This window comes from Citrobacter freundii complex sp. CFNIH9, from assembly GCF_002903305.1.
Classification (GTDB): Bacteria; Pseudomonadota; Gammaproteobacteria; order Enterobacterales; family Enterobacteriaceae; genus Citrobacter; species Citrobacter portucalensis.
Genome location: NZ_CP026238.1, coordinates 266,662 through 280,454 on the forward strand (window position 1 = coordinate 266,662; position 13,793 = coordinate 280,454).

Sequence of the window (13,793 nt, forward strand, 5' to 3'; positions counted from 1 at the left end):
TCCATGATGGATAAGGAGATCCCAATGAAGACAACCAGGCTGTTGCCATGGATATTATTTCTCTCAGGCATACTGACTTACAGTATCGGTTTATGGCGCGCATGCCCGTTATTGAGCGGCAAGGGGTATTTTTTGGGGGCGCTGATGACGGGGATGTTCGTAACGTATGCCTATCAGCGCGCAGTAAATCTCAATCAAAACGATGAACGCTTCGCTTCCGTATGTCAGATGGTGGCGCTCATCACGGCAGGGTTGTTGCTGGTGGGGGTGTGGAATGCCCCGTTGGCGCCCTTCGAAATAGGGTTATACCCGGCAGCATTCTTCGTCTGTTTAATGGGGCAATTTTTACTGCAGCGTTCGCGTAATCAGGCGCTACCTGGAGACACCTAACTCACCAGCCTACGCGTATCAATACGCTGCAACAGAATAGACAAAAGTAAACTTCCTGCCAGCGTGGCGCTGAAAATCCACAGCATATCCAGCGGTGGCCAGTTTTTGAGTTCAATTCCGTTGGTACGTAGTGCGTGAATGATCAGCGCATGAAAACCATAAATGCCCAATGAATGGCGAGAAATAAGGCCCAGTAGCGGCAGGGTACGTGTGCTGAGCGTATTTTTGACCAGCGTCAGGAGCGAGGCGGCGCAAATAAATACCGCTGGGCCGCAGTAGAGGTACCAGGTGTCGGCAAAATTGCCTCGCCAGCGCAGTTCATGCAATGTGCCACGAGAAATAATAAATACTGCGGTAATAAATACCGCCGCACAGAGCCAGCTGAGCGCACGCTTTTGCGTATCCATCATGCCAATCGCCCGGCCCAGCATGCCGTACAGGATGTAATAGAAAGTATCGCCACTGATGTACAGGTTGACTGGGAGCCACTCAAAGCCGCCGATTTTTTGCGAGACGGTGTTGGGATTGGCAATCACCCCAATCACAACCATGAGTGCCAGTAGCATCTTGCCGCTGATATTTTTCACCTGTATCAGCGGAGAAACCAGGTAGATGACGGCGATCGCGAAGAAAAACCACAGGTGATAGAACACCGGCTTTTGCAGTAGGTTCTTCAGCGACAGCTCAGCGTTGATCGAGGTAAACAGCAGAATATAGGCCAGTGCCACGCTGCTGTAAAACAGGATGCAGAGCGCGATGCGCAGGAAATGGCGCGGTTTGGCGCTACGCTCACCAAAGAACAGATAGCCCGAAATCATAAAGAACAGCGGAACGCTGACGCGAGAGGCTGAATTGAGCACGTTAGCCAGATCCCAATTCAACGGGCTGACGCTTTGCGCATTGGTGATGTACCAGGTTGTGGTGTGGATCATCACGACCATTAAACAGGCTATCCCGCGCAGGTTATCAATCCAGAAAATTTTGGGCTGCATCAGTTCCTCTGTGTCCATTAAAAAAAGTCTGACCGATATTTTGCGAACGTAGCTCACTGGAATAATCCGAGTTCTTACGCTAAAGCTTGAGATGGTCTGATGAGATTCTCAGAATAGGATCTGTTTCCAGACACTAATAATAAGACTGACCAGCAAACCAGGCGGTAATAAAATGATGATGAAGTATTTCTTTCCCGCGATCGCTGCCCTTTTGCTGGTAGCGTGCGCTGACACACAATCGTCTGCACCTGCGCAGAAAGCGCAAAAGGTTAAGGTCAGTGCCACACGTTCGCTGGATATGGAGTCATTGTGCAAAAATGAGGCGGCGCAACGCTACAACACTGGCGCGCAGAAAATTGATATCTCCGGACTGGAACAATTCCAGGGCAGCTATGAGATGCGTGGTTCTACCTTCCGTAAAGAGAGTTTTGTCTGTTCTTTTGATGCAGACGGGCAGTTTTTGCACCTTTCCATGCGCTAAGTTCCCCCTTTTTCCCGTTTCGTACTGTATATCTTGCAGCCAGCGGGTATACTGATCGCTTCCTTTAAATCCACACGTATCCAGCACGAAATAATATGCAAAAGTTTGATACCAGGACCTTCCAGGGCTTGATCCTGACCTTACAGGATTACTGGGCTCGCCAGGGCTGCACCATCGTTCAACCATTGGACATGGAAGTCGGCGCGGGAACATCTCACCCAATGACCTGCCTGCGTGCGCTGGGGCCGGAGCCGATGGCGACTGCTTATGTGCAGCCTTCTCGTCGTCCGACCGATGGCCGCTATGGCGAAAACCCGAACCGCTTACAGCACTACTATCAGTTCCAGGTAGTGATTAAGCCGTCTCCGGACAACATTCAGGAGCTGTACCTGGGTTCTCTGAAAGAACTGGGTATGGACCCGACCATTCACGATATCCGTTTCGTGGAAGATAACTGGGAAAACCCGACGCTGGGTGCCTGGGGTCTGGGTTGGGAAGTGTGGCTGAACGGTATGGAAGTGACGCAGTTCACCTACTTCCAGCAGGTTGGTGGCCTGGAATGTAAACCAGTAACCGGGGAAATTACTTACGGTCTGGAACGTCTGGCCATGTACATTCAGGGCGTAGACAGCGTTTACGACCTGGTCTGGAGCGACGGCCCGCTGGGTAAAACCACTTACGGCGACGTGTTCCATCAGAACGAAGTGGAGCAATCCACCTACAACTTCGAATACGCCGACGTGGACTTCCTGTTCACCTGCTTCGAGCAGTACGAGAAAGAAGCGCAGCAGCTGCTGGCGCTGGAAAATCCGCTGCCGCTGCCTGCGTATGAACGCATTCTGAAAGCCGCCCATAGCTTCAACCTGCTGGATGCGCGTAAAGCCATCTCCGTCACTGAGCGTCAGCGCTATATCCTGCGAATTCGCACCCTGACCAAAGCAGTGGCAGAAGCTTACTACGCTTCCCGTGAAGCCCTTGGCTTCCCGATGTGCAACAAAGACAAATAAGAGGCGGCCATGTCTGAGAAAACTTTTCTGGTGGAAATCGGCACTGAAGAGCTGCCACCAAAAGCACTGCGCAGCCTGGCTGAGTCCTTTGCTGCAAACTTTACCGCGGAGCTGGATAACGCTGGCATCGCGCACGGCAACGTTGAGTGGTTCGCTGCGCCGCGTCGTCTGGCGCTGAAAGTCGCGAATCTGGCGGAATCTCAACCCGATCGCGAAGTTGAAAAACGCGGTCCGGCCATTGCTCAGGCGTTTGACGCTGAAGGCAAACCGAGCAAAGCGGCAGAAGGTTGGGCACGTGGCTGCGGTATCACGGTTGATCAGGCTGAGCGTCTGACTACCGACAAAGGCGAATGGCTGCTGTACCGTGCGCATGTAAAAGGCGAAAGCGCAGAAACGCTGCTGCCAAACATGATCGCCACGTCACTGGCGAAGCTGCCTATCCCGAAACTGATGCGCTGGGGCGCGTCTGATGTCCACTTCGTGCGTCCTGTTCACACCGTGACCCTGCTGTTGGGCGACAAAGTGATTCCGGCAACGATTCTGGGCATTCAGTCCGATCGCGTGATCCGTGGACACCGCTTTATGGGCGAGCCGGAATTCACCATCGATTCTGCCGATCAGTACCCGGAAATCCTGCGTGAACGCGGCAAAGTAATTGCGGATTACGCTGAGCGTAAAGCGAAAATCAAAGCCGATGCTGAAGAAGCAGCGCGTAAGATTGGCGGTAACGCTGACCTGAGCGAAAGCCTGCTGGAAGAAGTCACCTCGCTGGTGGAATGGCCGGTAGTGCTGACCGCGAAATTCGAAGAGAAATTCCTCGCAGTTCCGTCTGAAGCGCTGGTTCACACCATGAAAGGTGACCAGAAATACTTCCCGGTTTACGCGAACGACGGCAAACTGCTGCCGAACTTTATCTTCGTTGCCAACATCGAATCGAAAGATCCGATCCAGATTATCTCCGGTAACGAGAAAGTCGTTCGTCCGCGCCTGGCGGATGCCGAGTTCTTCTTCAATACCGACCGTAAAAAACGTCTGGAAGACCATCTGCCGCGTCTGCAAACCGTGCTGTTCCAACAGCAACTGGGTACGCTGCGCGACAAGACTGACCGTATCCAGGCGCTGGCGGGCTGGATTGCTGGTCAGATTGGCGCTGATGTTAACCACGCAACGCGTGCTGGCCTGCTGTCCAAGTGTGACCTGATGACCAACATGGTCTTCGAGTTCACCGACACCCAGGGTGTGATGGGCATGCACTATGCGCGTCACGATGGCGAAGCGGAAGATGTAGCTGTGGCGCTGAACGAGCAGTATCAGCCGCGTTTTGCTGGTGATGACCTGCCGTCGAACCCGGTAGCTTGTGCCGTGGCGATTGCTGACAAGATGGACACCCTGGCGGGTATCTTCGGTATCGGTCAGCATCCGAAAGGCGACAAAGACCCGTTTGCGCTGCGTCGTGCTGCGCTGGGTGTGCTGCGTATTATCGTTGAGAAGAACCTGAATCTGGATCTGCAAACGCTGACCGAAGAAGCGGTTCGTCTGTATGGTGACAAGCTGACCAACGCCAACGTGGTGGATGACGTTATCGACTTTATGCTTGGTCGCTTCCGCGCCTGGTATCAGGACGAAGGTTACACCGTCGACACCATTCAGGCCGTACTGGCACGTCGTCCGACTCGTCCGGCTGATTTTGACGCACGTATGAAGGCGGTTTCGCACTTCCGTACGCTGGAAGCCGCGTCCGCGCTGGCTGCCGCGAACAAGCGTGTATCGAACATCCTGGCGAAGTCTGAAGAGACGCTGAATGACCGCGTGAATGCGGCAACGCTGAAAGAGCCGGAAGAAATTGCGCTGGCGATGCAGGTGGTTGTGCTGCGCGATAAGCTGGAGCCTGTCTTCGCTGCCGGTCGTTACCAGGAAGCGCTGGTTGAGTTGGCGGAACTGCGTGAACCGGTTGATGCGTTCTTCGAGAAAGTGATGGTCAACGTAGAAGATAAAGATCTGCGTATTAACCGTCTGTCTATGCTCGAAAAACTGCGCGAGCTGTTCCTGCGCGTGGCAGATATTTCTCTGCTGCAGTAACGGCCCTGCGCTGACTTAGAAAATGCCGGATGGCGGCTTCGCCTTATCCGGCCTACGAGAGAAACACCAGTAGGCCGGATAAGCATTGCGCCATCCGGCATTTTTTTATGTTGTTAGCGCAACTGCAATTTTGTCAGACAGGTCTGGCTGTCTTCCATCGTCTTAATAGGATACTCCGCCGTTTTACCGTTGTAGCTCACTGCGATGGTGCCTTCCATATTGCGCGGTAGCCATACCCCGACAAAGCCATTACGGCCGCTCTTCATCGCTTTTTGTACCACCACATCACCCTTGTTATCCGTCACTTTGACATTGAATGTCTTCTCCGGCATTTCGCCCTGGCAGCCAGAAAGACTGTGGTTGAAGCAAGGATGTGTTTGCCATTCATACGGGGCAAATGACAGATAGAATTTTTCACCGAGCGGCAGGGTATAAACCTGATCGCCCGAAGAGAGCTTCAACGCGGTGCTGGTGATGGACGCTGAGTACGGCAGCGGGCGACTCTGCGGTGACTGATCAATCGTCTCTACGATTTGTTCGACGGATTTCCCGCTAAGCCCGTGTTCGGCCAGAAAAGTAGCTTCCGGCGTTGCCGCGAACGCAGTACCTGTAGTGAGCAAACCTAAAATCAGCAGCAGTGAGGATTTCGACATAGCTTCAATTCCTTGTGAAAATTGTGGAATATAGACTGGCTCACTATAAAGCTTGCCCTTAGGGAAAGGTCAAAGGGGCGACGGGTAAAGTAATGCAAAGAAGCGTTTAGGTGGGATGTGCTGCGAAGTACAGATAAAAAAAATCCCCGCCGTTTGGCAGGGATTCAGAATTTTGAGCTTTTTAAGCTTACAGGCTGGTTACGTTGCCAGCTGCCGGGCCTTTAGCGCCGCTTTCGATGGTGAAGGAAACTTTCTGACCTTCGTCCAGAGATTTGTAGCCATCGTTCTGGATAGCAGAGAAGTGTACGAACACGTCTTTAGAGCCATCGTCAGGAGTGATGAAGCCGAAACCTTTGTCAGCGTTGAACCATTTTACGATACCAGTCATTTTACCGGACATAGTGTATTACCTTTTAAAAAATAAGTGTGCCTTTCGGCGATATGGCGTGCTTTACAGATTTTTTAACAGTAAAGGAAATGCTCACTACGAAGGGTATCAACGATAACTCTTGAAGGGACTTGCCTTACTAACTGCTGTAATGGTCTGTACGTCAAACCGTTGAGGGCATTAACTCATTTTACGCATGTGGATGCAACTACTATTTTCTTTTTTGTGGATAACCTTCGTAAGAGAACGGCCCTGTTACAGGACCGTTCTTAAGCAAAATTGAAAAATAGTTCAATCCATCAGTTGCTTACTTAACCTAGGGTCTGCCTGGAGCAGGCGCATCAACTTTAGCTCGGTAGTGGAAGGTTTTACGCGTTTAGACTCCCATTCATGAACCATCGCGACCGTCACGCCCATCACTCGGGCAAAATCATCTGTTTTTAAACCTGTCCCTCGTCGTAGCTGTTCAAATTCGGTGAAAGGGTTGGTTTTTTGCGGCAGAGTGATCGTCTGCGATACATCTTTAAAAACAATCTGCTCCAGACTGCTTAGCAGTTCAAACATAGGATCTTTGTATTCCATTGAGAACTCCTACAAATCACACAGCGGGATCGTGAATTTCTTCGAAGCTCATTAAGAGTAGTCGGAAAAAATGAAGCCGGATTTAAGGGTTGTGTGATGGATTCGTTTCAGCGGATCGCAGGTGACAATCTTTTGCTGGCTAACGAACTGATAAAGGTCGGGATCTCCGAACGATCGATTCCGATTGTAAAGATGACTAAAATATGACGCCGAGTGGTGAATGCAGCATTGTTTAGCAAAACGAACGGTGGCGGGAACGGTTATTTTCCCCCACAAGATTACGCGGAAAGGGTATCTTGCGGGGCTGACCTGGACTATCCTTGTCAACGTCAGGCACGCGGGTGTCGTTGTGCGCATTTTTGGGTGAAAGGAGTATTAAAATGGCGACAGGTAAGTCCTGCTCTCGCTGGTTTGCGCCTGTTTTGGCGCTCTTAATGGTAGTTGGCCTGAGTGGGTGTTTTGATAAAGAAGGCGATCAACGCAAAGCGTTTATCGATTTTCTGCAGAATACTGCAATGCGTAGCGGAGAGCGTTTACCAACGCTGACCGCCGATCAGAAAAAACAGTTTGGCCCGTTTGTGTCCGATTACGCGATTCTGTATGGCTATTCGCAACAGGTTAATCAGGCGATGGACTCCGGTCTGCGTCCGGTGGTTGATAGCGTAAATGCGATTCGTGTTCCTCAGGATTATGTGACTCAGCGTGAACCGCTGCGTCAGGCAAATGGTGCGCTAGGTGTATTAGGGCAACAGTTGCAGAATGCGAAACTACAGGCAGATGCTGCGCATGGCGCGCTGAAGCAGGGCGAAGATCTGAAACCGGTCTTTGATCAGGTGTACAACAAAGTTGTTACTGCACCAGCAGAGGCCTTACAGCCGCTGATCCCTGCCGCGCAAATTTTCACGCAGCAGCTGGTGCAGGTTGGTGATTTTGTGGCGCAGCAGGATACGCAGGTGAGCTTTGTCGCCAACGGTATCCAGTTCCCAACGTCACAGCAGGCAAGTCAGTACAATACGCTGATTGGCCCGTTGGCTGCTCAGCATCAGGCATTTAATCAGGCCTGGACTGCTGCGGTGAATGCCGCTCAGTAATTAAGATACGGTAATACATGAAAGGCCGGGTGAGCGTAAGCGCTACCCGGCCTTTTGTTTATGATGCGACCTGCGGGTTTACGCAGTTCTTCTCAACGCGTCCTTGCAGCGCATCGATTAAGTTATCCACCGCACAGGCCGCCATGTTGTAGCGCGTTTCGTGCGTGGCTGAACCAATGTGCGGTACGGCCACCACGTTGGGCAGTGACAGCAGCGGTGAGTCTACCGATAATGGCTCTTGCTCAAATACATCCAGGCCAGCGGCATGAATTTCGCCTTTTTGCAGGGCAGCAATCAACGCTTTTTCATCGACCACCGGGCCACGTCCGGCGTTAATGAAAATGGCGGAAGACTTCATTTTGGCAAACTGCTCGGTGCTGAACAGATGATGCGTTTCGTCGGTCAACGGCAGGATCAGGCAGACAAAATCAGACTCTTGCAACAGCGTATCGAGGTCGCAGTAACGTGCATTGAAGCGCGCTTCTGCTTCCTGATGATGACGGCGCGCATTATAGAGAATCGGCATGTTAAAGCCGAAATGCGCACGTTGTGCCAGCGCCAGCCCAATGCGGCCCATACCGACAATCCCCAGCGTTTTGTGGTGTACATCGGTACCAAACCAGTCCGGTCCGATACTTTTGGTCCATTCGCCGACCTTTACCCGTTCGGCAACTTCCACTACGCGGCGAGCGGTGCTTAACACCAGCGCCATTACCGTATCGGCGACGGTTTCCGTCAGCACGGTTGGCGTGTGCATCAACAGCACCTTACGCGCGTTGAGGGCATCGACGTCGAAGTTGTCATAGCCTACGGAAATCGTGGATGTCGCACGCAGCCTGGGCATTTTCTCCAGCAGAGCGGTATTGACGGCTTCACTGGAGCCCAGCAGACCTTCTGCATTGGCAAAAGCGTCGGCGTGCTGTGCGACCGTTTCCGGGCGCAGGTTAGGCACCTGAGTCACAGTAAAATGTTCTTCCAGGCGATGCAGTAAATCGTCAGGTAACGCTTTATAGAGAATAATGGACGGCTTCATGCGAATCTCCGTAAGTTAAAATTTAAGCGTGGCGTGCGCCAATAGGTAGCTGTTGATTATTAGCAGGCTTAACAATGAGAGTTAGCCACACTGAGACAAAAAGCGCTACCCCCATAAAAATGTACGAGGCAGACGGGCTGCCGGTAGCGCCATTGAGGTAGCCGACAAACCATGAACCAAAGAATGAGCCTAGCGCGCCCATGCTGTTGATCAGCGCCATTGCCCCACCGGCGACGTTGCGCGGCAGCATTTCCGGGATGATGGCGAAGAAGGGACCATAGGGGGCATACATTGCCGCGCCTGCAATAACCAACAGCGTGTAAGAAATCCAGAAGTGGTCTGCGCCTAAGGCCCAGGAGCCGATAAACGCGAACGCCGCGATCAGTAACAGTGGCCAGACAAACAGCTTACGGTTTTGCAGCTTATCGGACGCCCAGGAGACGAGGATCATCGCCGCCGTTGCCGCCAGATACGGTACGGATGACAGCCAACCAACTTCCACCATCCCCAGGTTTGCGCCGCCGTTGCGGATAATCGACGGCAGCCACAGGACAAAACCATAGACGCCAATACTCCAGGCGAAATACTGCATACACAGCAGGATGACGTTACGTGAGCGGAAAGCCTCGCTATAGTTACGTACGGCTTTGATGCCTTGCTGCTCTTTTTCCAGTTGTGCCTGAAGAGCGGCTTTTTCAGATTCTGACAGCCAACCGACCTGAGACGGTTTGTCTTTTACCAGCACCCACCAACAGAACGCCCAGATGATGGCCGGGAAGCCCTCGATGATGAACATTTCCCGCCAGCCCAGCGCCTGAATCAGGTAACCGGAAACCACGGACATCCACAGAACGGTGACCGGATTACCGAGGATCAGGAAAGTGTTTGCGCGCGAGCGTTCAGATTTCGTAAACCAGTTGCTGATATAAATCAGCATTGCCGGCATCACGGCGGCTTCAACGACGCCAAGAATAAAGCGGATGGCGGCAAGCATTGGAATATTGCTGACCATGCCGGTTAACGACGCGCATGCGCCCCAGAGGATCAGACAGACAAAAATCAGTTTTCGTACGCTGCGGCGTTCAGCGTAAATTGCGCCCGGGATCTGAAAGAAGAAATAGCCGAGGAAAAACAGTGCGCCCAGCAGGGAAGAGATCCCCTTGGTAATGCCGAGGTCCTCGTTGATACCGGCGGCGGAGGCGAAGCTGAAGTTCGCGCGGTCAAGGTACGCCAGGCTATACGTGATAAACACGATTGGCATGATGTACCACCAGCGTTTTGCTGCATTAGTTGAGCTATTCATAGACTGCCCTCTGGTTATGCTGATACGCCGCCTCTGTATGTAGGGTACAGAGTTGGCCGGGAGTTTATTCCCCTAATTGTTCACGTGTGGGTAATCCTTCGCTGTCGCCCTGAACCTGAATGGCCAGTGCGCCAATTTTATTGCCGCGGGTCACCGCCTGATGCAACGAGCGGCCTTCCAGCAGGGCGCTAATAACGCCTACGGCAAAGCCATCTCCTGCGCCGACCGTATCGACCACATTGTCGACTTTTACCGGTGCCACGCAGCCTTGTTCGCCGCTGGCGGTTTTGTACCAGGCGCCATCAGCCCCGGTTTTCACGATCACGGCCTTCACGCCATGGCGCAGATAAAAGTCGGCGATGGCTTCAGGCGTTTGCTGACCGGTTAAAATCATGCCCTCTTTTAACCCTGGTAAAACCCAGTCAGCCTGGAATGCCAGCCGGTTCAGTTTTTCCACCATTTCGGCTTCGCTTTTCCACAATACCGGGCGCAAATTCGGGTCGAACGAGATGGTCTTCCCCTGGGCCTTCATGGTGCGGGCGGTATGCGCCAGTAGTTCATAAGAGCTGGCAGAAAGCGCTGCTGCTACGCCGCTCAGGTGCAGGTGGCGCGCGCTGGCGAAATAGTCCTCGTGATAATCTTCAATGCTGAGGTGGCTGGCAGCGGAACCTTTACGGAAATATTCCACAATGGGATCGGTTCCATTTTCGACTTTAGATTTAAGCTGAAAGCCAGTAGCGTAACGCCCGTCCTGGGTGACTCCCTGCGCATCAATCCCTTCTTTTTCCAGCGACTTAACGATAAAACGGCCAAAACTGTCGTTGCCAACGCGGCTTACCCAACCGACCTTCAGGCCCAGACGGGCAAGACCGGTCGCTAAGTTAAGCTCAGCGCCTGCAACGCGCTTGATAAATTGCTCCACATCCGCCAGTTCGCCGGTTTGCGTGGCGACAAACATCGCCATCGCTTCACCAATAGTGACCACATCCAGTGAATTTTTCATGCGTTACTCCTCGCGTAACAGCTCAACGTAGCGGCGGGTAACCGCCACCAAATCCTGCCCTTCCAGGGGGAACTCAATGCCGCGTGGGACATCGTTGGGCAGCGTTTTTAGCAGCGCCAGCCAGCGCGGATCGGCTTCATCAGGCGGTACGGCGCGGTAGCTGTCGTGATATGCAACTGCGGCTTTGACATGGATATAGCCAACGGTTGACGCCAGGTTTTGTGCTGCTTCTTCCGGGGAGTCGCCCACCCACAGCCAGTTGCCCATATCGAAGGTCAGAGATATCGGCAGGTTTTGCGCCTGACAGGCTTCGTTAAAGCGCTGCATTGGCTGCAGGCGTCCGCAGTCGGTCTGATCGTTCTCGACAACCAGCTCCATTCCGCTGTTGTCCAGCCATTGGCGTAGAACGTCGAACTGTTCGGTATAGGAAAAATGGCCGAGGGAGACTTTTAACCACAGTGCCTGCAAGGCCTGCGCTTCCTCAAGTAGTTCTGGAAGACGGGGGTTGAGGTTACCATCCTCAAGGAACAACGGTTCAGGCGCTGAGTAACAGGCCAGCAGGCCGAAGATTTCGATCGCAGAAGCCATCGTTGACAGCGTCTTCAGCTCGGCGTCGGTTAATAGCTCGCGGCGGATTTCGACGCCGTCAGCACCGGCTTCAGCGATGATGGGCAGCATTGCCGTTTGCCCGCCTGCGGCCCGTACCTGGTCGTGGCCGTAAGCGGCGGTGACCACCATAATTTTTCTTTTCATGGAAACTCCAGACTAGCATTCTTGTTATAACGCTAGATGGAACCGGTTCCAAAGAAAAGCCTATGATGTCGAATTTATGATCACCATCACGAAGGTAATTTAACGGGCGGTAGAGCCGCGCACGATCAGCTCGCCGGAGAAGACCTGTTCCTGAATGGCAGCGGAGCCGCCATCAATCCGGCGCACAACCTGCTCGACGGCGGTGTAACCAATCTGCCAGGTGGGTTGTTTCAACGTGGTAATACCAACGCCCGCCAGCTCAGCCCATTCCAGTTCGTCAAAGCCGAGTAAGCCAATGTCGCTCCCCCAGTTGAGGCCAATGCGTTTCAGGGCGCGGGCTACTTGTAGCGTGAGGGCACCGTTGGCAGAGATAACGGCTTTGCGCATTCCACGATGCTGCTGGTGAAACTGGCGCAGGGTGTCGTCCAGTTGCGTATTGTCCGTGAGCGGGACTTCGGCATTTTGCGCGATAACGCCGGGGTATTGCGCGAGCGTGGCGCGAAAAGCGCTCAGGCGTTCGCGGCGGGTATTCACCATGCCGAGTGGTTCGCTGAGGAACAGGATGGCTTCAAAACCTTGTTCGACCAGATGCTCGGTGGCAACCGTTGCCGCCTGAGTGTTATCCAGCCCGACCATATCACAGGCGAAATCGGGAATTTTACGGTCAATCAGCACCATCGGCAGCGCAGACTGTTGCAGGCGGTTCAGCCCCTCTTCGCGCATCCCGACGGCGTTGACCACTATCCCTTCGACCTGGTAGCTGCGCAGCAGGTCGAGATAATGCAGCTCCTGATCCACTTCGTTGTTGGTGTTACACACCAGCGGGGTAAAGCCTTTATCGCGACAGGCGGCTTCAATACCACTTAACACGTTGACGGAGTAGGGATTAGTAATATCGGCGATGATCAGGCCAATCAGGCGGGTACGACCATGTTTCAGGCCTCTTGCCATCAGGCTGGGACGATAGTCGAGATCGGCAATGGCTTGTTCAATGCGGGCCAGCAGCGCGTCGGAAAGCAGGTGCTTTTCACCGTTGAGATAACGTGAAATGCTGGTCTTGCCGGTTTTTGCAGCTTTCGCCACATCGCTGATGGTTGCCCGTGTTGATTTGCTCATCGCTGATTTCCCTGAATTTGGTGACAACACCTTAACGCGAAAATCAACGATGGCAAGTGCTTCATGCCGGATGGACGCGGACTGTCTCCATCCGGCACAAAACGTTACTGGATCGGGCTTAAGGTAATTTCTACGCGGCGGTTTTGCGCTTTACCTTCCGCTGTGCTGTTGCTGGCGATCGGATTTGCCGGGCCCATACCCTGAGTGCGGATGCGGTTAGCTGCGACCCCTTGAGTGATCAAGGCGCTGGCTACGGAGTCTGCGCGCTGCTGTGACAGACGCATATTCAGATCCTGGCTGCCGGTGCTGTCGGTGAAGCCCAGCACATTGACGGCGGTTTTATTGTACTCTTTCAGTACCATCGCCACGCCGGTCAGGGTGTTAGCACCCGCAGGCTTCAGGTTGGCGCTGCTGCTGTCGAAGGTGACGTTGTTTGGCATGTTCAGAATGATGTTATCGCCACTGCGTGTCACGCTGACGCCCGTTCCCTGCATTTTTTCGCGCAGTTTTGCTTCCTGTACATCCATGTAATAGCCGATACCACCGCCAACGGCCGCGCCAGCCGCTGCGCCAATCAGTGCGCCTTTGCCGCGATCTTTCTTCGAAGAAGAGAGTGCGCCAATGCCCGCGCCGACCAGAGAGCCAATACCTGCGCCAATGCCGGATTTACCCGCTTCGCGTTCGCCGGTGTAAGGGTTTGTTGTGCAGCCAGAAACCGCCAGGGCGCCGCTCACGATGGCAGCAATAACAAATACACGTTTCTTCATCTTAATTCCTTAATGACTTTTTCTTCTTTGCCACAGCGACCGTGGCGGTTGATTATGACGTGTGAACATGAAGAAAATTCCAGGGAAGACTCTGAAATTTGTAAGTAACATTGAACGGCATAATAAATAAGCCGTCACATCGCATTCAGGAGCGC

At 53.2% G+C, this 13,793-nt stretch carries 15 protein-coding genes; 5 read left to right on the top strand and 10 right to left on the bottom strand.

The features are described 5' to 3' along the window. The first annotated feature begins 24 nt into the window (after positions 1-24). Positions 25-390 (top strand): inner membrane protein YiaB, encoded by a 366-nt coding sequence (gene yiaB / locus C2U43_RS01320; RefSeq protein ID WP_048227297.1) that lies wholly within the window; start codon positions 25-27, stop codon positions 388-390. Here yiaB and C2U43_RS01325 read toward each other — a convergent pair. Further along, positions 387-1,382, bottom strand: a complete 996-nt coding sequence (locus C2U43_RS01325; RefSeq protein WP_071446723.1) for an acyltransferase — start codon at positions 1,380-1,382, stop codon at positions 387-389. The genes yiaB and C2U43_RS01325 overlap by 4 nt on opposite strands. Before the next feature lie 172 nt (positions 1,383-1,554). Between C2U43_RS01325 and C2U43_RS01330 the strand changes: the two genes are divergently transcribed. From C2U43_RS01330 to glyS, 3 genes are all read left to right on the top strand, one after another. Further along, a complete protein-coding gene (locus C2U43_RS01330; RefSeq protein ID WP_020996059.1) occupies positions 1,555-1,863 on the top strand; it encodes a YsaB family lipoprotein in 309 nt (102 codons plus the stop codon). A gap of 95 nt (positions 1,864-1,958) precedes the next feature. Further along, on the top strand, positions 1,959-2,870 hold the full coding sequence (gene glyQ, locus C2U43_RS01335; RefSeq protein ID WP_001168551.1) for a glycine--tRNA ligase subunit alpha: 912 nt from the start codon (positions 1,959-1,961) through the stop codon (positions 2,868-2,870). A 9-nt stretch (positions 2,871-2,879) separates the two neighbouring features. Then, positions 2,880-4,949, top strand: a complete 2,070-nt coding sequence (gene glyS / locus C2U43_RS01340) for a glycine--tRNA ligase subunit beta (protein WP_008786433.1) — start codon at positions 2,880-2,882, stop codon at positions 4,947-4,949. Positions 4,950-5,062: 113 nt separating this feature from the next. Here glyS and cueP read toward each other — a convergent pair whose 3' ends face one another. The 3 genes from cueP to C2U43_RS01355 all read right to left on the bottom strand — a co-directional run bounded on the left by cueP (position 5,063) and on the right by C2U43_RS01355 (position 6,572). Beyond that, positions 5,063-5,602, bottom strand: coding sequence for a copper-binding periplasmic metallochaperone CueP (cueP, locus tag C2U43_RS01345; protein ID WP_048236988.1), 540 nt, complete (start codon positions 5,600-5,602; stop codon positions 5,063-5,065). Between the two features lie 187 nt (positions 5,603-5,789). Next, entirely contained in the window at positions 5,790-6,002 is a 213-nt protein-coding gene (gene cspE / locus C2U43_RS01350; RefSeq protein WP_000014594.1) for a transcription antiterminator/RNA stability regulator CspE, read from the bottom strand. Positions 6,003-6,281: 279 nt separating this feature from the next. Then, a complete protein-coding gene (locus C2U43_RS01355; RefSeq protein WP_103284591.1) occupies positions 6,282-6,572 on the bottom strand; it encodes an HTH-type transcriptional regulator in 291 nt (96 codons plus the stop codon). A 380-nt stretch (positions 6,573-6,952) separates the two neighbouring features. Here C2U43_RS01355 and C2U43_RS01360 point away from each other — a divergent pair, with 380 nt between their 5' ends. After that, positions 6,953-7,663, top strand: a complete 711-nt coding sequence (locus tag C2U43_RS01360) for a DUF3053 domain-containing protein (protein ID WP_003827386.1) — start codon at positions 6,953-6,955, stop codon at positions 7,661-7,663. A 58-nt stretch (positions 7,664-7,721) separates the two neighbouring features. Here the strand turns inward: C2U43_RS01360 and ghrB are convergent, their stop codons facing one another. The 6 genes from ghrB to C2U43_RS01390 form a co-directional block, all read right to left on the bottom strand. Continuing rightward, the gene (gene ghrB, locus C2U43_RS01365) at positions 7,722-8,696 is read right to left on the bottom strand and encodes a glyoxylate/hydroxypyruvate reductase GhrB (protein WP_103284592.1); all 975 of its coding nucleotides are present in this window, start codon (positions 8,694-8,696) and stop codon (positions 7,722-7,724) included. 22 nt (positions 8,697-8,718) lie between these two features. Then, a complete protein-coding gene (locus tag C2U43_RS01370; protein ID WP_103284593.1) occupies positions 8,719-9,999 on the bottom strand; it encodes an MFS transporter in 1,281 nt (426 codons plus the stop codon). A 64-nt stretch (positions 10,000-10,063) separates the two neighbouring features. After that, on the bottom strand, positions 10,064-11,002 hold the full coding sequence (locus C2U43_RS01375) for a sugar kinase (protein WP_103284594.1): 939 nt from the start codon (positions 11,000-11,002) through the stop codon (positions 10,064-10,066). A 3-nt stretch (positions 11,003-11,005) separates the two neighbouring features. Beyond that, the gene (locus C2U43_RS01380) at positions 11,006-11,755 is read right to left on the bottom strand and encodes a sugar phosphate isomerase/epimerase family protein (protein ID WP_103284595.1); all 750 of its coding nucleotides are present in this window, start codon (positions 11,753-11,755) and stop codon (positions 11,006-11,008) included. Positions 11,756-11,854: 99 nt separating this feature from the next. Then, a complete protein-coding gene (locus C2U43_RS01385) occupies positions 11,855-12,871 on the bottom strand; it encodes a LacI family DNA-binding transcriptional regulator (protein ID WP_005133828.1) in 1,017 nt (338 codons plus the stop codon). Between the two features lie 104 nt (positions 12,872-12,975). Beyond that, the gene (locus C2U43_RS01390; protein ID WP_003827397.1) at positions 12,976-13,638 is read right to left on the bottom strand and encodes an OmpA family lipoprotein; all 663 of its coding nucleotides are present in this window, start codon (positions 13,636-13,638) and stop codon (positions 12,976-12,978) included. Positions 13,639-13,793 lie beyond the last annotated feature (155 nt).

What these genes read in the sequence shown, in the direction of transcription:
- yiaB (WP_048227297.1), top strand. Translation starts at nt 25, where the DNA reads ATGAAGACAACCAGGCTGTTGCCATGGATATTATTTCTCTCAGGCATA.
- C2U43_RS01325 (WP_071446723.1), bottom strand. Translation starts at nt 1,382, where the DNA reads ATGCAGCCCAAAATTTTCTGGATTGATAACCTGCGCGGGATAGCCTGT.
- C2U43_RS01330 (WP_020996059.1), top strand. Translation starts at nt 1,555, where the DNA reads ATGATGATGAAGTATTTCTTTCCCGCGATCGCTGCCCTTTTGCTGGTA.
- glyQ (WP_001168551.1), top strand. Translation starts at nt 1,959, where the DNA reads ATGCAAAAGTTTGATACCAGGACCTTCCAGGGCTTGATCCTGACCTTA.
- glyS (WP_008786433.1), top strand. Translation starts at nt 2,880, where the DNA reads ATGTCTGAGAAAACTTTTCTGGTGGAAATCGGCACTGAAGAGCTGCCA.
- cueP (WP_048236988.1), bottom strand. Translation starts at nt 5,602, where the DNA reads ATGTCGAAATCCTCACTGCTGCTGATTTTAGGTTTGCTCACTACAGGT.
- cspE (WP_000014594.1), bottom strand. Translation starts at nt 6,002, where the DNA reads ATGTCCGGTAAAATGACTGGTATCGTAAAATGGTTCAACGCTGACAAA.
- C2U43_RS01355 (WP_103284591.1), bottom strand. Translation starts at nt 6,572, where the DNA reads ATGGAATACAAAGATCCTATGTTTGAACTGCTAAGCAGTCTGGAGCAG.
- C2U43_RS01360 (WP_003827386.1), top strand. Translation starts at nt 6,953, where the DNA reads ATGGCGACAGGTAAGTCCTGCTCTCGCTGGTTTGCGCCTGTTTTGGCG.
- ghrB (WP_103284592.1), bottom strand. Translation starts at nt 8,696, where the DNA reads ATGAAGCCGTCCATTATTCTCTATAAAGCGTTACCTGACGATTTACTG.
- C2U43_RS01370 (WP_103284593.1), bottom strand. Translation starts at nt 9,999, where the DNA reads ATGAATAGCTCAACTAATGCAGCAAAACGCTGGTGGTACATCATGCCA.
- C2U43_RS01375 (WP_103284594.1), bottom strand. Translation starts at nt 11,002, where the DNA reads ATGAAAAATTCACTGGATGTGGTCACTATTGGTGAAGCGATGGCGATG.
- C2U43_RS01380 (WP_103284595.1), bottom strand. Translation starts at nt 11,755, where the DNA reads ATGAAAAGAAAAATTATGGTGGTCACCGCCGCTTACGGCCACGACCAG.
- C2U43_RS01385 (WP_005133828.1), bottom strand. Translation starts at nt 12,871, where the DNA reads ATGAGCAAATCAACACGGGCAACCATCAGCGATGTGGCGAAAGCTGCA.
- C2U43_RS01390 (WP_003827397.1), bottom strand. Translation starts at nt 13,638, where the DNA reads ATGAAGAAACGTGTATTTGTTATTGCTGCCATCGTGAGCGGCGCCCTG.